This window comes from Pseudovibrio sp. W74 (genome assembly GCF_001623085.1).
Taxonomy (GTDB): Bacteria; Pseudomonadota; Alphaproteobacteria; order Rhizobiales; family Stappiaceae; genus Pseudovibrio.
Window position 1 is genome coordinate 157,432 of the sequence record NZ_LMCJ01000064.1, and the last position, 18,602, is coordinate 176,033.

Here is an 18,602-nt window from a genome sequence, read left to right on the forward strand (position 1 = left end):
TGAAGTGTCTTCAACTGTGCTGGGAACCTGAAAGAAGCCACAGAGTGTCATCAGACATTGTTGGCTCTTATTCATCATCCAAAATTCAAGAAAACAACCAGTTCTCAATGCTGTAGGCTGGCTTAGATGACCACATTATCACCTTAAGTAAGCATTGTAATTTTGTTAGAGTTAGGCGTAATTACACACTCGGAACGATTAAAGAGAAGGTACAATTAAACTTCCACAAAACAACATAGTTTCCGACTTGAGCAGACCTCTGCTAGACTACTACCCCAACCAGAAGCAAGCTGGATCTTATAGCAGCCGCAAAGAGCTGAATTACTTTTCATGAGTGAAACGCTGCCACGAACATTTGGTAGCAAACCCAATTGGAAGTCCTATGAGTTCTGAAATTAATCCGGATGATGAAGCGGCGCTTAATATGCGCGGTGTGAGCGACCTTGAAGAAGCCCGCATCTGGCTGCAAGCCCGGAACATTGGAGATATTGAGTGTGTTGTACCTGACGTTGCCGGGGTACCACGCGGCAAGATGATGCCGACAAACAAGTTTTTCAGCAGCAACACGCTGACAATGCCCTCCTCTATTTTCGCCCAGACTATTTCTGGCGATTACCCTGAGGATGATGATCGGTTTCAATATAATCCGACGGATGGCGACCTTTATTTCAAGCCCGATTATTCAACGCTGACCATTGTCCCTTGGGAGACTGACCCAACAGCTCAGCTCCTGCATGATGCTTTCACCAAGGATGGGAAGCCCTTCCCGATTGCTCCGCGCAATGTTCTAAAGCGCGTTCTTGAGCTTTATGATGCTGAGGGCTGGCAACCAATTATCGCCCCTGAGGTGGAATTCTATCTGGTTAAGCCCAATACCGATCCCGATTATCCGCTGGAACCTCCAGTTGGTCGTTCTGGTCGCCCTGAAGTTGGCAGGCAATCTTATTCAATCTCCGCTCTCAATGAGTTCGACGAGTTGATTGACGACATCTATGATCTCTCTGAGGCTCAAGGACTAGAAATCGACACCCTTATTCATGAAGAGGGTGCTGCTCAGATGGAAATCAACTTGAGACACGGCCACCCTCTGGAGCTGGCGGATCAGGCGTTTATGTTCAAACGCACCATCCGCGAGGCCGCGTTGCGTCATAACATTTACGCCACCTTCATGGCCAAGGCGATGTCCTCTCAGCCAGGGTCATCTATGCATATTCATCAGTCTATCCTTGACCGGGAGACAGGACAGAACATCTTCAACAGTGCAGATAATGAGGCAACGCCTGCCTTCTATCATTTTATTGGTGGGCATCAGCGTTACATGCCCGCTTTAATGCCGATTATGGCGCCTTATGTGAACTCCTACCGCCGTTTCGCGCGCGATAGCGGGTCTCCAACCAACCTATTCTGGGGCTACGACAACCGCACTGTGGGGCTTCGTGTTCCTAGTTCGTCTCCGGATGCGCGACGGTTAGAAAACCGGGTGCCGGGGTCTGATGCCAATCCGTATCTCGTTATCGCTTCCAGCCTTGCCGCCGGATACCTGGGTATCAAAAAAAGGATTGAGCCTGATAAGCCGAGAGATACCGACAACAGTGAGGTTATGAGCAAACTTCCGCGTACATTACTTCATGCCGTTGATGAGTTTGAAGCAGACGATGATTTGCTGGAGATTTTCGGCGAACAGTTTGTTGCCACATATCGGGCCATCAAACTTGAAGAGTACGAGACCTTTATGTCCGTTATCAGCGCCTGGGAACGAGAATACCTGCTGATGAACGTCTGATTCCCACTGGATGGGGTGTGACTTTCACGCGAAACTGTGGATACCACACCCCTTAGTTGAGTGGATGATGTCCAGCAATTTTAACTTTCATAATATTTACTAGAGCCAGTCACAGCATAGTTCTTAAGAGATACTTCCAGGGAACTTAATTTAAACCGATTTATATTTCGAATTTAACTAATTACAAATACATATGCGGATCGAATTTTCGTCAAAACATCACAAAAATGTGAGATTATACGAAATTATACTTACATATTTTTGAATTCACTGGGTATTTAATTTCAGAATTCCTAGTCTATCATGCAATTTTTGATTTTATTTAATTTTATCACAACTTTATGCCTAATTTTAAATACATTTCAAATGTTGTTTATTACAAACCATATTCGAGGCTATTGATGGCGGTTAATAGGTTGCAAACGCAATTTAAATCGCATTTGCTGGTTTTTGAGGACATCACATGCCAGATCAGAAAAAGAGCATTCTTCTCGTTGAAGATGCCAATTTCTTTGCTCGCGTAACTGAAAGCGAGATTGAGCGTGCGGGGCATTATCATGTCACGACAGCGAAAACGTATGCTCAGGCAAAAACTATTTTAGAAGAAGGTAAGGTAAAGCCATTCCTTGCTCTTGTTGATCTGACGCTTCCAGACGCGCCGGATGGTGAGGTTGTAGATCTGACTATCGACGCCGGACTGCCGACAATCGTGTTCTCGGGGCGTTTTGACCAGGGTACCCGACGATCAATTCTGAAGAAGGGGATTGTAGATTACGTCCTCAAGGATTCTCCTGCGAGCCTTGGTTACCTTGGTGAGTTGGTCAATCGCGTCGATAGGAACCTCAGCACCAAAGTATTGATCGTGGACGATTCCTCGCATGCACTGGCGTTGTTAAAGAAGCGGCTTCAGCTCTATTGCCTTCAAGTGATCACGGCTACTTCCGGCGAAGAAGCGTTGGAAACACTCAAGCAAAACCCTGATATCAAGTTGCTGATCATTGATCATTTGCTGCCGGGTGCGACTGGCTTTGAAGTCATGACGCAGATCCGACGGAGGCATAGCTTTAGTACTTTGGCAGTCATCGGAATCTCAGCAACAGATGACCCAGCCCTTACTGCGAAGTTTCTGAAATCCGGTGCTAACGACTTCCTGAACAAGGCGTGCACACCTGAGGAGCTGATGCTGCGCGTTTCGCAGAACCTCAATCAGTTGGACCGCATAAGTGAACTGACCGAGATGGCTCATCGTGATCCGATGACAGGCCTGTTTAACCGTCGCCACCTCTACAACGTCGTCGATAAGCTTCATAAAGACCAGATGCTCGCTGGCAAGGAGATGCGATATGCCATGATCGACATTGACCGCTTTAAGCAGATCAATGACAAGTTTGGCCATGAAACCGGAGACAACCTGATTATCTCTGTCGCGCATCGCATTTCGGATCTCCTGCCGCCAAGAAGCGTCGCCATTCGAATTGGCGGAGACGAGTTCTGCGTTGCACTGCCTGATATCGATGAGCCCACATCCAAGCAGTTTCTCTCTGAGCTCAGAAGTTCCATGCCGGTCACAGATCCCGGGAACGACGAGCATACGTTTGCACCAACGATCAGCGTCGGGCTTTCAGCGGGTACTGAGAACTCACTGGCGAGCGCTCTCAGGGTTGCAGACCGTTGCCTGTACAGAGCCAAGAAATCTGGCCGCAACCGCATTGTAACGTCTTCTGCAACCACTCTTGATGCCATGTAGTCTGACGGCACCCTGCCGTCAGATTGTCCTACCTCCGTCGACTTCCAAAGCTACACCGGTGATAAACTGAGCTTCATCTGAAGCAAGCCAGAGTGCTGCGTTTGCAATGTCTTCTGGTTTAGAGAAACGCCCCAAAGGAATGCTGTCACGAAACTGCTGGCGCTTTTCTGGGGTGTCTTCTCCCATGAAGAGTTCCAGCATGCCGGTTTCTCCGGCCACTGGACATAAAGCGTTGACGCGAATGTTGTGAGGAGCAAGCTCGACCGCCATGGATTTGGTCGCTGTGATGACCCAGCCCTTGGAGGCATTGTACCAAGTGAGCCCGGGACGAGGACGGATGCCCGCCGTGGACGCGGTGTTGATGATGACACCACCGCCCTGTCTTTCCAGCTCAGGCAAAGCTTCAAGCGTTGTCAGATAGATGGCTTTGGCATTCACCTCTAGGATGCGGTCAAAATTGTTTTCATCTACCTGTGCTAAAGGGCAGTTGCGGTGGGTGTAGCCAGCGTTGTTGACGACGACATCCAGCCGCCCAGTTTTCTCAATTGCATAAGCAACCATCGCTTTCACATCGGAGCGCACGGTCACGTCTGTCTCGATGGCATGTGCTGTGTCACCGATTGCGTCTGCAAGATTTCTTGCTGCAACTCCATCGAGATCAGCGATGATGACCGCTGCCCCTTCTTGCGCGTATTTTTGAGCGATGCCTTCCCCAAAACCAGCTGCACCACCCGTGATTATCGCAGTTTTTCCTTCCAATCGTCCTGACACGCTTTTCCTCCCCACGTGTGAAAGTCCGCCTTAAGCGTGACTGACAACAATGGTCTTCAGAACAGAGAATTCTTTAAGTGCTTCAAAGCCTTTTTCCCTGCCGTGACCAGATTTCTTGACCCCACCAAATGGCAGTTCAACCCCTCCACCTGCGCCGTAGGTGTTTACGAAGACCTGGCCGGATCGGATGGCTTTGGCAACACGCGTTGCTCTTGCGATGTCCTTGGTCCAAATGCCGGCTACGAGCCCGTAGGGAGTACCATTGGCAATGCGAACAGCTTCTTCTTCCGTTCTAAACGGAATGAGCGAGAGAACCGGGCCAAAGACTTCGTCCAGCGCAAGTGAGTGATCTGTTGGAACCGGACCATAGACTTTTGCTGTGGTGTAATAGCCCTCTGTCGGCGCATCCGGGGCGATTGTACCTTCCCCAATCAGCGGAATGCCGTCTGTTTCCGCCTGCTCACAGAAAGCGTTTACACGGCGGAGTTGGCTGGCGTTAATCAATGGTCCGAGATCTAGATTATCTTTGTATTGGCCTGAGACAGTGTTTCTAAAGGCGGTTCTGAGTGTATCAACTGTCTCTTCCCAACGACTTTGATGCACCAGAACACGCGATCCAGCAGAACAGGTTTGACCGCCATTCTTCAAGATGCAGTCCTGAATGACAGGTAGTGCTTTGTTCAGATCAGCATCTTCGAAGATTATTTGCGGGGACTTACCGCCAAGTTCCAATGTACACCCGATATGATTGCGAGCGGCTGCGGATTGGATCAGAGTCCCCACATCCGGCGATCCGGTGAAGGTGATGAAATCTACCTCAGGATTGTAGGAGAGCGCAGCTCCAGCCTCTTCTCCTAAACCTGTTAAAACGTTGAGTGTTCCAGCTGGAAAACCAGCTTCAACTGCAAGATTGGCTGTTTCAATAATGGATAAGCAGGCATCTTCGGAGGGTTTGACGACCAGTGTATTGCCCATGGCTAACGCTGCTCCTGCAACGCGCGCGAAAATTTGCATGGGGTAGTTCCATGGCACGATGGAGGCAACGACGCCATGCGGCTCGCGAACTGTCATTGCGAGATAATCAACCGCAATCGGTAGCGTATCTCCTGTGATTTTGTCAGCCGCTCCACCATAAAATTGGAAGTACTGGGCGGCAGCATCGATGTCCCCGTAGCCCTGGCTTAAGGGTTTACCGGTGTCACGTGCCTCAAGCTCTGCCAGATGGTCCCGGTTTTGCGAAATCAACTCCGCAAACCTTAGTAAACGCTCTCCGCGTTGCCCCGCAGATAGCGAAGCCCATTCCTTTGAGGTGAGCGCTGTTCTTGCAGAAGAAACCGCTTTCCCGACATCAGATGCAGTACACCGAGGAATCGTTGCGTATGGCAAGCCCGTGCTTGGGCAGATCATATCAATGGTTTCTCCAGAGGATGCATCACACTGTAAGCCATTGATAATTGATCTGTATATTTTCAAATTCTGAGAATTAAGTGTCGCGCTAAACTCTGTCATACCGCCCCCCTCGGATGATAAGCTTTGTGCTGGTCATCCAAACGCTAGTTCATGTAAGAGGGCGGCGCAATTCTCTTCTTGGGGGAGTTTTACTGGGTTTCTGTTGGTGTCAAATCTGTTGCTGAACTCTTTACTCCATAAAACTGATTGTGCCACAGCTCTGCATATATCCCGTCTTTCGCCAGTAATTCCGCATGCGTTCCGGCTTCAACAATCTGCCCTTTGTCCATCACGATCAGCCTGTCCATTCTGGCAACCGTGGTCAGACGATGGGCGATAGCGAGGGTGGTTTTGTCCTTCATCACATCATTCAGGATCTCCTGAATATCCGCATCCAGCTTGGTATCCAACGCCGAGGTTGCTTCATCCAGTATCAGGATTGGTGGATTTTTCAGGAACACACGGGCCAATGCAATCCGTTGGCGCTGCCCACCGGATAGTTTGATGCCACGTTCACCTACGAATGCCTCAAAGCCTTTTCGGCCTTTGTTGTCTTCCAGTGCCTCAATGAACTCCAAAGCATGCGCTCGGCGGGCAGCTTCGCGAACATCCTCCATCTCGACATCATCTTTTCCAAGCGAGATGTTGTCGAAAATAGACCTATGAAACAACGAGGTATCCTGTGTCACCAACCCGATTTCTACACGTAGAGATTCCTGCGTGACACTTCGCAGATCCTGATGATCAATGGTGATCGCTCCACCTTCAACGTCATACATGCGCAGCAGCAGATTCACGACGGTTGATTTGCCAGCACCTGAGTGACCGACGATACCTACCTTCTCACCGGGTTGGATGATGAAATTCAGACCTTTCACAATCGCGGTTTGCTGGCCGTAGGCAAAGTCGACATTGTTGAACTCAATAAGACCCTTCTCATAGTGAAAGTTCTTGGCCTCAGAATCGTCAACAAGGCCAAGCGAGTGCTCCATGGTTCTGGCGGTGGATTTAAATGAGCCATATGAGCGGAAAAGGCCGGTTAACTGAGCAAATATTTCCAGCAGTTTGCCTTCCAGGCGAATGGCAAAACCAAGGACGATTGCAACTTCACCTGTTGTGATTGCCTGTTGATGCCACAACGCAAGACTTAGGCCCGTAAATGCAGCAAGACCACATGCTCCGACGAGTGCAACAAGCATCCGTGATGTAACCACTGTGGAGCGAAACCTAACTATTGCCTCTTTGAAACCTCTGAGCTGACTTGTGAAATGGCCAAGCGCACGATCATTACCCTGAAAGAGTTTCACAGTCTGAATGTTGGAGTAAACGTCAACAACAGAACCATTCACGGCATGAGCGATATCTGCTCCTTCTTTTGAAGCATCGCGAATGATTGGCACGCGGATATACGCAAGGACAGCAAACAATCCGATCCAGATAAGCATGACTACCCCAAGATACCAATGCAGCCATGACAAGGCGATCAGGAGCGACCCTGCAAAGAAAAAGTTTGGGATGACAATTCCAATCCCTGCCCAGAACAGTTCTGCAACTTCGCGCCCACCTCCAAAAGTTTTACTGGCAAGGTTTCCCGCAAACTCCTTTTGAAAGAACGTCATGTCCTGATTGAGTAGTCGATCAAAGAACGTGACACGCGATGAGGTGAGAATATTAACGTGAAGTGTCAGTGAAATCAGAACTTCATAAGCAATTGAAAATACTGGCTTTGCAATAAGAAATGCGACCGCAGCAGTCACAATCAGCCACATATTCTGCTGCCAGAACAGCTCTGGTCCACTCGCTTCCATCTGATCAATCAGGAAGCCAACAAATGACAGCAGGAAGACAGTCAGAATGGTTTCGACCAGCACCACCAGCAATAGAACCAGAGTGTGCTTTGGAAAGATAAACACGAGAGAACGCAGTTGTTGTAAATGCGTCTTGCTCTCCCATTCCATATGATTTTTGGCAAATGGGTCAACATGATTGGTTGCCCACTGATAAAGCGCATTCAGCACGGTCTGCTCCGGGAGACAAAAAGAGAACACTTAGACTATCGCGCGACTCGGCTTGTGAAAACCCAGAAGAATTCATCTACTCAAATTTGAACTCGAGACTGTGTCATTTTGTGCAAGTTCTAGCACAACGCTTATTTTACCTTATTAAATTCAATGCATTATATCTATATTAGATTTTTCTAATTTTATGTATTGTTATTTTAGTATTTTCTAATATGCTAATTTCAACTTCAAAAAAGGATTAGCCCAATGCGTTATCTTTCTAATTTAGGTGAGCGGTATTCTCCTCTGTACTTTTTGTCCGCCGTTGGTGCAGGTGGCTTGGCAATTAGCTTCTTTATGTACCTTATGTGGATGACACCACATAAGGGATCTCCTATCGCCAACTTTGCCTCTTTGACTGAGGCCTTCAACAACGGTTCCATCGCTATGCAGGCGCTGATTGTTGTGGCCGCGGTTGGTATTATCTTCTTCTCAGTTTTGCACTTTCGCTTGCTGTTCTGGAATTTCTCCGAATACGGAAAGTGGAAACAAACCAAGGTTTTTGAAGGCTTTAAGAATTCCAATGCGGAAAGTCAGCTGATGACTATTCCATTGGCTCTTGCCATGACAGTCAATGTCAGCTTCATCGCGGGTGCGGTGTTTGTGCCAGGCCTTTGGAGCATTCGCGAAATCCTGTTCCCCTTCTCCCTGCTGGCATTTGCAGCTATCGGAGTATTGGGTTTCCGCATCTATCTGGACTTCATCTCCCGTGTCCTGACAGAGGGTGGATATGAGTGCGCAAAGAACAACAGCCTTGGTCAGATGATCTCCGTGTTCGCATTTGCCATGATTGGCGTTGGCTTCTCTGCTCCGGCAGCTATGAGTCAAACCAAGGTGATTGCGGCAATCGGCATTGCTGGTAGCGCTCTGTTCATCGGCGCAGCCATTGTGATGGGGACAATCAAACTGATCCTCGGCTTCCGTTCTATGATGGAGCACAAGGCAGCGGGTGAAACCACACCAACACTCTGGATCATTATTCCGTTCCTGACCGTTGTTGGCATTGCAATCTACCGCATCAAGATGAGCCTTGCACATAACTTCGATGCACCGGTAACTGCTGGCGGTATCTATGTTTTCCTGATCAGCCTGTTCGCAATCCAGATCCTGTTTGGTCTGATCGGCTGGGCAGTCATGAAGCGGGTTGGCTACTATGACCGCTGGATTGCTGGTCCGGACAAGTCTCCAGGTTCTTACGCGCTGGTTTGCCCTGGTGTTGCATTGTTCGTCTTCGGTAATTTCGTAATCAATGCGGGTCTTGTGAAGCTTGGTGTTCTTGGTTCCATGTCCATCGCCTACTTCGCGCTGTACGCCCCGCTGATTGTAATCCAGATCGCGACAGTCTGGCTGTTCCTGAAGCTCAACGGAAAGATGCTTTCAGCGTCCAACCAGCTACAGGCTCAACCAGCAGAATAAGAAAAAGGCGGGTGTTTGACCCGCCTTTTCTCATTAAACTTGAATATCTTGCTCTAAAATCAGATTGGACGCCGCGCCCATGGTCTCGTACCAGCGGGCGCTTCTTTTCGCGCAAAGACTGGCTGCGTGTAGGCGGTGACCTCATTGAGGTTGCCGGACTCCAGATCAGCTCGTAGACGTGGGTTGTCCAGCGCGAAACTGTTGATGCCGACGCGGAGCATGAAGCCAATCTGATCGAGAATGAACGGACCAACCGCACGGATCTCGCCACCGTAGCGCAATCCATCTCTCAGGATGCGGGCAGCAGAGAAACCTCGGCCATCTGCGAAGCTTGGGAAGTCCACTGCAATGAGTTCCAGCGCCTCAAGATGATCAGCCAGTTTTTCTGCTTTTTCACCTGCACGCAGCACAACACCCAAAGTCAGATTTGCTTGCTTAAGCTGTTGTTCTTCTGCCAGAAAACGCTCCAAAGAGAAGATAAGTTTCCCCTCGGCTGGCAGGGCTTCATCCTCTGTGATGTAAGCCCAGTCATCAGCAACGATCTCGTCGTTCTTGAAGATCTCAGTGGTCTTTTTGAGTTCTGTTGTCATTTGAACCTCAGATGCTGTGGGCTGCGCCGCCCTTGGACGCACTTGAGAAATGAATTCCACATTCAGTTTTGTCCTGACCGCGCCAACGACCTGAGCGTGGGTCTTCGCCCGGAGCAACCTTGTCTGTGCAAGGCATACAGCCGATGGAAGGATACCCTTCTGCGACCAGCGGATGTGGTGGCAGGCCATTATCCTTTGCGTATTGAAGGACTTCGGCAGCGGTCCAGTTGGCCAGCGGGTTCACTTTGATACGGCCTTCTTCGACCTCAAAATGCTCCAGACTGGCTCGAGTGTCAGCCTGATGGCGTTTGCGACCAGAGATCCAAGCTTCGAAGCCACCAAGCGCTTTTGCGAGTGGAACCACTTTGCGGATGTGACAGCACGCATCAGTATCAGACGCCCAGAGAGCACCTTTTGGATCTTTCTCAGCAAGATCTTCTGGTTCAGGCGTGATGACACGTACGTCTAAAAGCCCAAGTTGCTCAACCAGCTCGTCACGATAGCGCTTTGTTTCGCCAAACAGTTTGCCGGTGTCGACAAACAGGACTGGTGTACGCACGTCGATCTGAGAGACCATGTGAAGCAGCACGGAGCTGTCCGCGCCAAATGAGGACACCAGAGCCATCTCTCCAGAGAATTGCTCTGTGAGCGCATGCTGCAGGATGTCCTTAGCATCGCGCTCGGAATACATCCGGTTCAGCAGCTTCACCTGTGCCTCCAAAGAGGCCTTATGTGATTGACTATGCTCCATAAAGAGCGTCCTTAAATGGCTGATCACCCAAGCGGCGATAGGCGTCGATGAAGCTTTCGTCCTCATCCAGGCGGTTCGCCAAATAGGTATCGACAACAGTCTCAACGGCATCAGTAATCTCTGCTTCCGGGAAGCCGCGGCCGATGATTTTGCCGATAGATGTGTTCTGATCTGCAGAACCACCCAGTGTAATCTGATAAAGCTCTTCGCCTTTACGGTCTACGCCCAAAATGCCGATGTGGCCGACGTGGTGGTGACCACAGGCGTTGATGCAGCCGGAGATTTTCAGTTTCAAATCACCAATTTCGTTCTGGCGCTTAACCTCTTCAAATCGCTTGGATATTTCCTGAGCAATTGGAATTGAGCGAGCATTTGCCAGAGCACAATAGTCCAGACCCGGGCAAGCGATCATGTCGGTGATCAGGCCAGCATTTGAATCTGCGAGCTCGTTTGCCTTCAGGATCTTGTAGACAGTGGGAACATCTTGCAGCTTCACGTGCGGCAGAACGAGGTTCTGCTCATGTGTGACGCGCAATTCATCATGTCCAAACCGTTGTGCTACATCAGCAATTACGTCCATCTGATCGGCAGTTGCATCCCCCGGCGCTCCGCCAATTGGCTTGAGCGAGATGGTGACAGATGTGTAACCCTCAGCTTTGTGCGCATGCAGGTTGCGGCTGGAGAACAAGGCCAGATCGCGGTCTTCGCGCTTGGCTGCTTCCAGCTCTGTGCTAATCTTTGGCAGGGCTTCAAAAGATGGTGGTGCGAAGTATTCGTTGATGCGGACCACTTCTTCATTTGGCAGATCGAGAATGCCGTTTTTGGTTGCCTCGAACTCGGCCTCAATATCCTGCTTCAGTTCTTCCAGACCGGTTTCGTGAACCAGAATCTTGATGCGAGCCTTGTACTTATTATCACGACGGCCATAGCGGTTGTAGACGCGCAGGATCGCCTCGCTGTAGGCCAGCAAGTCATTTTCCGGTAGGAAATCCCGTACCTTACGGCCTACCATCGGCGTACGGCCCAAGCCACCACCGACGAACACCACAAAGCCGATTTCCCCGTCTTCATTGCGGGTCAGCTGCAGGCCAATGTCGTGCACCTGCACGGCAGCGCGGTCATGTTCAGCGCCTGTGATCGCAATCTTGAACTTGCGTGGCAGGAACAGGAATTCCGGGTGTAGCGAAGACCATTGGCGCAGGATTTCGGCATAAACACGTGGGTCTGCGAACTCGTCTGCGGCTGCGCCTGCGAACTGGTCGGAGGTGACATTGCGGATACAGTTGCCAGAGGTCTGGATGGCGTGCATCTCGACGTCGGCAAGTTCATGCAGGATCTGAGGCGTATCAGAGAGCTTTGGCCAGTTGAACTGGACGTTCTGGCGCGTTGTGAAGTGGCCGTAACCTCTGTCGTAAGTCCTTGCAATATGGGCAAGTTTACGCATCTGGTTTGCATTGAGCGTGCCGTATGGAATTGCGACACGCAGCATGTAAGCGTGCAGCTGCAGGTAAAGACCATTCATCAGGCGGAGCGGCTTGAACTCGTCTTCGGTCAGCTCGCCAGACATACGGCGGCGGACCTGATCCTCGAACTGGCTCACGCGCTGATTAACAAAGTCGCGATCAAATTCATCGTAGCGGTACATGGAAACTCCTGAATCTAAAAGGACTTAGGCCGAACGCAAATGGCGTTCGGCTTGCTTGCCGAGGTCGAGACGAGTGGTTGGCCCTTGTGCGCGAATGCGCTCTTTCAGGCTCTTTGGCTGCAAATGGCCGTCTTTCAGTTCCAGATCAATCGCGTAGGTGCCGAGAACGTATTGTTTGTCTTCACCGGCTTTCGCGAAATCCAGAGCTGAGGCCATGTCTTCGTCGGAGCCCAGAACCCAGGCTGCTTCAACAAACTCGACCCACTCTCCGTTGTGGCCGAGCCAGACGACATCACCATCGACCAGTCTGTTGGCGGTAATAGTTTTCATCGGGTCTCTCCCTAGGCTGCGACAACAGCCGGTAACTTCTCGAATTTAATTGGACTTAGAGGGAGCGAGCGCGACTGATCTGCGTGGGCCACTGCCTTACCAATGATGATAAGTGTGGGTCCGGTGACACTGTCGTGCTGCTCAAAATTACAAAGGTCTTGCAGGGTGCCTGCAAAATTGCGTTCTTTTGTCTGAGCTGCGTTCTCAATCGCCATGACAGGCGTGGATAAGTCCAACCCGGATTTTGCCAGCAAGTTGGCAACTTTTCCTGCAACGGTGCGCCCCATGTAGACGGCGGTTGTCGCCCCATTCAGAGCAAGGTCCGCCCAGTCCGGGAGGACATCTCCATGCTGGTTATGCCCTGTAGCAAACACCAGTGAGGAGGCAACCCCGCGTAATGTCAAAGGAATTTGCGCACTGGCGGCCGCGGCAAACGCTGCGGTGACACCGGGTACAATTTCAAAGTCCACATCATGCTCACGCAGCGCGGCGATCTCTTCTCCAGCGCGGCCAAACACCATTGGGTCCCCTGCCTTCAGGCGGACAACTCGTTTGCCGGACTTGGCAGCGGAGACCAATAACTGGTTGATTTGCGTTTGCGTTGAACTGTGCGTTCCTTTGCGTTTTCCTACGCTAATGCGTGTTGCATCGCGGCGCCCCATGGAAACCACGGCATCCGGTACCAATGCATCATAGAAAATAACATCTGCTTCTTGCAGGACACGCTGTGCACGCAGGGTCAGCAGGTCTTCTGCGCCCGGGCCAGCGCCCACGAGCCAGACATATCCCCGCTGATCCTGCTCACTGTTCAGCAAGCGATGCGCTTCGGTCAGAGCCTTTTGTGTCTCACCAGCAAAAGTGTTCGCAGCTATAGTCCCTGAAAAAAATTCAGCCCAAAAGCGACGACGCGCACTTCCCGAAGGCATCAGCTTACCAACTGTAGCACGGAAGCTGTCTGCCAACCTTGCGAGTTGACCGGCTTCACGTGGTAACAAGGCTTCAACCTGTGCGCGGATGTGGCGGGCATAAACAGGGCCAACGCCTGTTGAGGTGATCGCCACGGCAACAGGTGCGCGATTGACCATCGCACCGGTGTAAAAATCACAAAGCTCAGGACGGTCCACTGCGTTGACCGGGATGCCTTTCTCACGAGCAGCTTCTACGATCTCACGATCCAGCTCTTCTTCATCAGTGGCAGCAAACACCAGGGCTGCGCCATCCAGATAAGCCGGTTTGAACACGCTAAGCATGAAGACGCCGTCCGCGTCTGCCACCGCTTCAGCCAAAGCTGCACTAGGGCGCTCATGGCTGACAACGCGGATGTGCGCTTTGGTTTGCGCCAGAAGCCTCACCTTCGCAGCAGCTTCATCACCACAGCCAACAACAACAACCATTTTGCCTTCAACCTTGTGAAAGGTTGGAAAGACAGCGAGTTTATTGCTCTCGTCCTGTTGTGTGTTGAAGCTCTCTACCAAAGCCATTGCGCTCTCCAAGCGTTTTGGGATCATTTATGCTGGAGTGAATTCTTATCCGAAAACCGGTTCCCACTTTTCGGGAATGCACTTCATTGGGAGCGAGTTTACAGAGTAGAGTTCCTCTAAGCTCGGTATGGCATTCCAAAGCTGGATGAGTGCGTAGAAAAGATTTTTTTCATGCGCTCGAACGGAGGAAAGATGCCCTGACTTTAAAAACGGCACTCGTGAAACATCATTCTACATTTACAGCAGATATGACCACATAAGCTCTCAAAATTACCATCACATTTGCTGATTGAGAAAATAAATCTACATACCCCTAACATCCGTTAGAGCAACGAACACCAGAAATGAAAACCTATCAATTTCGACGAACTCGTATTTTAAAGAATCTGGTTCTTCGCGTTTTACAGGTTGCTACCACGCGTTTAATGCGGAGTGCGACATGGATGAAATCAGTTCCAGCTTATCCTGTTAAATCTTCCAAACAGGATCAGACAGCATAGCCAGCCTTGTCTTTTTCCATTTCGCTCAATATCCAGTCTCGGAACAGCTTTATTTTGGGGTTGTTTTTCTGCGTTTCACGGTAAACAAGCCAAACTGGATTTTCAGCCGTGCACTTTAATGGGAAGGGCTGGATAAGCAGGCCATTACGCAACGCACTTGAATGAAACAACGGTGTCAGAATCGCAACACCATGCCCCGCAATCGCGATATTTCCATCAACAGTTTGCGTGCCCATTTGGGAAACGGGTTGGTTTGAAAAATCGGGATCTTTCACGCCAGCTGCTTCAAACCAGTTTCTCCACCAAGGATCTCCTGTATCAATAATGGGAAGTTTCAGCAGGTCTTCAGGCTTGTTCACACCGCCAATACTGTCAGCAAGTCTTGGACTTAACATGGGAGTATACGTAACTTCGGCTAGTTTGTGACAACATAACCCAGGCCACTTTTTTGGGCTGTTTCTGATCCCCATATCAATATCAGAGGATGCAAAATCAACAACACCGCCAGAGGCTTCCAATTGAACAGCAATTTTGGGGTTCGCCATCTGAAACTCTCCGATACGCAACGAGAGCCAGTTCATGGCAAAGGTGGGAACCACACTTAGCTTCAGTGTCCCATCCTGCGTTCCTTGCACAGCCGAAAAGCCAGCACGAATAGACTGAAAAGCCTCATTTGCAACTGCCGCAAGTTGCGCACCTGCCTCCGTTAAAACAACTTGTCTTCCTACCCGATTAAACAAGGGTTTACCGGCACGATCTTCCAGCACTTTTATCTGATAACTCACCGCTGCTTGCGTCATTCCCAGCTCCTCCCCAGCACGGGTGAAGTTGGAATGTCTCGCTGCAGCTTCGAAGGCGCGAAGAGCATTGAGTGGTGGCAGACTGTTCGGCATCTTTGATAAAATCTCCTTATGCTTTCTTCCCTATATTCGATTGGACTGTAAATGCAACCTCCGGCATTAATTCCCCAACAACAGCAGGAGAAAAAGCATGGCAGATTTCACCGTTGAGGCTCATAAAATCAAAGTATCATCAAATATTTTCAATAGGTTAGCTAAAGTATTTAGAGATATTTTCTTTTCAATGAAAAGCGGGAGTGAGCGTTTAGATGCACGTGATCTGCCAGCACACTTACAAAAGGATATTGGGGTCAACTTAGAGCTAGGCCCAAATGTCAGATGAAGTTACATAAGATCGTCATATGATTCTTATCACCCTCTGTTATCCCCTAAATCATCCCAAACTAGCAAATTCAAACTAAGAATGCAGGTCCACCTCACCCGCCATAGTGTGCGCTGACGATGACGCGGACTTCTACCAGGGCGCCTTCACGGCGGAGGCCGGCGGCTTCGATGGCGGTCCAGGCTGGGTAGGGTTTGGAGAAGAACTCGAGGCGGATGGAGTCGAACAGCTCGAAGTGATCGCGCAGGCCGATGTGGTAGCTGGTCATCTCAACAACAGCATCCATATCGACGTTGGCTTCACGCAGGATGCATTCGATCTTTTTGAAGGTGTTGCGGAACTGGGCTTCGGGGTCTTCCGGCATCTGGCCGCTCATATCCGCGCCTGTCATGCCACTCAGGAAGATGTGGTTTCCCGAGAAGATAGCTGGTGACATGTTGAGCTGTTCTGAAACGGATTGAAACTCGTGCGGGAGCACTAAACGCTTGACCATGAAATACCTTTCTTGCACGTGCCTTCGGGAGCTTCGAACGAACCGAAGACATGCAAACTATAAAACCGCCCGCAGAACCTAGCAGAGGGCGGTGAAAATCCAAATGATGTTGTCGTGAGACTGGCTTGCTTCTTTTACTTGAAGGCGGAAGGAATAAACTCCACGGCCTTGCAAGGGATGTATTTACCGCGCCGGATCAGATTTCGGGAAGCTGATTTGTAGACGACATCCTTGAGCACCAGATAGGCTGGTAGTTTGGCGTTGGAGCCATAGACCTTCATAATCATATCTGCCCATTTTTTTGCCAGGTCGCTTGGTTTTTCGACGATAGGTACGCCGTTGTGCTTTTCGCCAGTGTATTTGAGGATTAGTTCTTTTTGGACAGCAGGCTTTGAGAGGGCTGCTAATGCACCTGTCAGTGAGGCTTCCTGGTCTTTTGTTCTGCCGTCTGCTTCTGTCCGGCCCCCTTCCGGTGCTCCGTCGGTCTCTTCTACTTCCTCCTCTTTTTCTTTAACGACGACGTTGTAATGGTTCTTCTTGCCACTTTCGTCAGGCTTGAACTCGATCTCGAACATCATTACCCAAGGCTGTTTGCTGGCCCATTTCTTGATGTTCTTGAGACTGGTGCCCTTGCTCATTTTTGCGATCACCTGCTGGAGAATGTTTTCCTGCAGGGCGTTGAAGGCTTCATGGGCTTCGCCGAAGCTTTCCAGCATGCCCTCGCCTTTGGAGCTGAGGAATTTCTCCAGCTCCTCTTTATGTGCTTTCAGCTTTTCAGCTTTGCGGGCCTGATCTGCCTTCAGGTCAGCAATGTTATCTGCAAGCTCTGCCAGATCTCCAGCCATGTTTTTGGGTGCTGCGCGAAGCTTTTGGGCCGCCTGAACAGACTCCGAGGTCTCCTTATACGTCACCACATGGACTTTCTTTTCAGGCTTGCCGCGTTTGAGTTTTCCTTTGAGGCCAGAGCGGTTTTCGCGGTACCAGACTTCCTTCACTTCCATATAGTCCGGCAGTTGATCCGATATGTCCTGTCCTTCTTTTTGAGCTGTCAGCAAAGTTTTGGCCCATGCCATGGAGGCCTCACTGGGAATGCCCACAAATGGTTTGCCGTCCGGTCCTGTTTCACCAGTCTCGCGGTGAGACATGGAGGCCATCATCTGGCCTGAGCGAAGGCCGTTGAAGACCAGCTCCGGCGTGGTTGCGAGCTCGGTTTTGGTTACAGCTTTGTGGGGCATGTCCACGTGGTTATCGACCATCGGGTCGCCGGTGCTTGCCGGTGTTTCCGGTGCTTTTCGTGTTTCTGATGTGATGGAAAAGTTGCGGCCTTCTTTTTTTATGTTGACCTTCACCATCTGGGCCCATGGCTGCGTTTCTGCCCAGGCCAGGCTCTTCTTCATGTTGTTGCTTTTGTCCAGATGAGCCAGCACCATTTCTTCTGCCGTGCGCTGTAAGCCAGAGGTGGCGAAAACAGCTTTGGGCCGCTCATCTGACAATTGCAGGACGGCTGCTTCGACTTCAGCTCCCCGATTGATTGCAGCTTCCACGCAGTTGGTGCAATTGAGCGCGAAGGCCATTTGCTTGGAGGTGGCGGTGCCATAGGCGATGGCTTCTTCTTCCAGCTCGGCCAGTCGTTTCTTTTCACGCTCTGACACCGCATTGGCTTTGGCTTCATGCAGGGTCTTCATCATGGTGTCGCCAAAGGCTTTTTCGTGCATCAGCTCTTTGGTTGAGGCCACTAGCTCATTGCCCAACACCTTCATATTCTGGCTGAAGAACATGATGGTTTCGCGCTGTGCTGTGTCCATTTGGTTGGAAGGGGTATCGCTGGCCTGACGGAGATAGGCTCTGAACTCGGGCGCGGTTGACTGATCCTGAAACACTTCGCGGGTCAATTGACGGGATTGTTTTTTCAGCTCGATTTCGTGCTGCATCAGCACCATTTGCCGGGCTTTATTATCACTCTCCCCCAGAGTGCCTTTGACCAGTCGATCCCATTTGACGGCCTCCGGGTCCGCATAGGCTGCACCCAACGGGTCTTCATCATAATGGGATTTTTGGGACTGGTAGGAGTTGAGGCGCTGGGTGAAGCCTTCGGTGGATTTGATGCCGGCGTCTTTCAAAGCTGCTGAGAGAGGTCGTTTCTTACGTTCCGCGGCCGGTGTGCCTTCAACGATGTAATCTGCGATATCAGGTTCTGTGGTCCACTCTGGTGTGTCTTCGTCCACTTGCGAGCCAATCGCCGCGCTTGCCTCAGAGGTTTTGCTGGTGACGCTTGCAGAGCGTTTCTTCCGGCCACCGCCAACGAGATCATGGAACTTCCAGTTCATCTCTGAATAGACTTTTTTCAGCCAATCATCGTACTTGGGGGCTGACTCTTGTCCTGGCATCGACACACCTCTCCTAA

At 50.5% G+C, this 18,602-nt stretch carries 15 protein-coding genes; 4 read left to right on the forward strand and 11 right to left on the reverse strand.

Features of this window, described 5'->3' with window-relative positions; translation table 11 throughout:
* Positions 1 to 382 precede the first annotated feature (382 nt).
* Together PsW74_RS27770 and PsW74_RS27775 are read left to right on the forward strand one after the other, a co-directional pair.
* A complete protein-coding gene (locus PsW74_RS27770) occupies positions 383 to 1,783 on the forward strand; it encodes a glutamine synthetase family protein (RefSeq protein ID WP_063286883.1) in 1,401 nt (466 codons plus the stop codon).
* 463 nt (positions 1,784 to 2,246) lie between these two features.
* Positions 2,247 to 3,530: a diguanylate cyclase gene (locus PsW74_RS27775; RefSeq protein ID WP_063286882.1), complete on the forward strand. Its 1,284-nt coding sequence runs from the start codon at positions 2,247 to 2,249 to the stop codon at positions 3,528 to 3,530.
* Positions 3,531 to 3,548: 18 nt separating this feature from the next.
* On the opposite strand, the gene PsW74_RS27780 is transcribed toward PsW74_RS27775, so the two are convergent.
* From PsW74_RS27780 to PsW74_RS27790, 3 genes are all read right to left on the reverse strand, one after another.
* Positions 3,549 to 4,301, reverse strand: coding sequence for an SDR family oxidoreductase (locus PsW74_RS27780; RefSeq protein ID WP_063286881.1), 753 nt, complete (start codon positions 4,299 to 4,301; stop codon positions 3,549 to 3,551).
* Between the two features lie 30 nt (positions 4,302 to 4,331).
* Positions 4,332 to 5,810, reverse strand: a complete 1,479-nt coding sequence (locus PsW74_RS27785) for an aldehyde dehydrogenase family protein (RefSeq protein WP_063286880.1) — start codon at positions 5,808 to 5,810, stop codon at positions 4,332 to 4,334.
* 89 nt (positions 5,811 to 5,899) lie between these two features.
* Positions 5,900 to 7,768, reverse strand: a complete 1,869-nt coding sequence (locus PsW74_RS27790; RefSeq protein ID WP_208988196.1) for an ABC transporter ATP-binding protein — start codon at positions 7,766 to 7,768, stop codon at positions 5,900 to 5,902.
* Positions 7,769 to 8,017: 249 nt separating this feature from the next.
* On the opposite strand from PsW74_RS27790, the gene PsW74_RS27795 reads away from it, so the two are divergent.
* Complete coding sequence (locus PsW74_RS27795) at positions 8,018 to 9,226, forward strand: hypothetical protein (RefSeq protein ID WP_063286879.1); 1,209 nt, start codon at positions 8,018 to 8,020, stop codon at positions 9,224 to 9,226.
* Positions 9,227 to 9,285: 59 nt separating this feature from the next.
* Here the strand turns inward: PsW74_RS27795 and PsW74_RS27800 are convergent, their stop codons facing one another.
* The 6 genes from PsW74_RS27800 to PsW74_RS27825 form a co-directional block, all read right to left on the reverse strand.
* Positions 9,286 to 9,816, reverse strand: coding sequence for a DUF934 domain-containing protein (locus tag PsW74_RS27800; protein WP_063286878.1), 531 nt, complete (start codon positions 9,814 to 9,816; stop codon positions 9,286 to 9,288).
* 7 nt (positions 9,817 to 9,823) lie between these two features.
* Positions 9,824 to 10,567 carry a phosphoadenylyl-sulfate reductase gene (locus tag PsW74_RS27805; RefSeq protein ID WP_063286877.1) on the reverse strand — a complete coding sequence of 248 codons (744 nt, stop codon included), beginning with the start codon at positions 10,565 to 10,567 and terminating at the stop codon, positions 9,824 to 9,826.
* On the reverse strand, positions 10,557 to 12,212 hold the full coding sequence (locus tag PsW74_RS27810; RefSeq protein WP_063286876.1) for a nitrite/sulfite reductase: 1,656 nt from the start codon (positions 12,210 to 12,212) through the stop codon (positions 10,557 to 10,559). The genes PsW74_RS27805 and PsW74_RS27810 overlap by 11 nt, the downstream gene beginning before the upstream one ends.
* Before the next feature lie 24 nt (positions 12,213 to 12,236).
* The gene (locus tag PsW74_RS27815; RefSeq protein ID WP_063286875.1) at positions 12,237 to 12,542 is read right to left on the reverse strand and encodes a DUF2849 domain-containing protein; all 306 of its coding nucleotides are present in this window, start codon (positions 12,540 to 12,542) and stop codon (positions 12,237 to 12,239) included.
* Positions 12,543 to 12,553: 11 nt separating this feature from the next.
* Positions 12,554 to 14,023, reverse strand: a complete 1,470-nt coding sequence (gene cysG / locus PsW74_RS27820) for a siroheme synthase CysG (protein WP_208988197.1) — start codon at positions 14,021 to 14,023, stop codon at positions 12,554 to 12,556.
* A 487-nt stretch (positions 14,024 to 14,510) separates the two neighbouring features.
* On the reverse strand, positions 14,511 to 15,416 hold the full coding sequence (locus tag PsW74_RS27825) for a LysR substrate-binding domain-containing protein (protein WP_063286873.1): 906 nt from the start codon (positions 15,414 to 15,416) through the stop codon (positions 14,511 to 14,513).
* Positions 15,417 to 15,513: 97 nt separating this feature from the next.
* On the opposite strand from PsW74_RS27825, the gene PsW74_RS27830 reads away from it, so the two are divergent.
* Positions 15,514 to 15,705, forward strand: a complete 192-nt coding sequence (locus PsW74_RS27830; RefSeq protein ID WP_063286872.1) for a hypothetical protein — start codon at positions 15,514 to 15,516, stop codon at positions 15,703 to 15,705.
* Between the two features lie 94 nt (positions 15,706 to 15,799).
* Here the strand turns inward: PsW74_RS27830 and PsW74_RS27835 are convergent, their stop codons facing one another.
* Together PsW74_RS27835 and PsW74_RS27840 are read right to left on the reverse strand one after the other, a co-directional pair.
* Positions 15,800 to 16,198, reverse strand: a complete 399-nt coding sequence (locus PsW74_RS27835; protein WP_063286871.1) for a RidA family protein — start codon at positions 16,196 to 16,198, stop codon at positions 15,800 to 15,802.
* Positions 16,199 to 16,332: 134 nt separating this feature from the next.
* Positions 16,333 to 18,585 carry a hypothetical protein gene (locus tag PsW74_RS27840; RefSeq protein WP_063286870.1) on the reverse strand — a complete coding sequence of 751 codons (2,253 nt, stop codon included), beginning with the start codon at positions 18,583 to 18,585 and terminating at the stop codon, positions 16,333 to 16,335.
* Between the last annotated feature and the right edge of the window lie 17 nt (positions 18,586 to 18,602).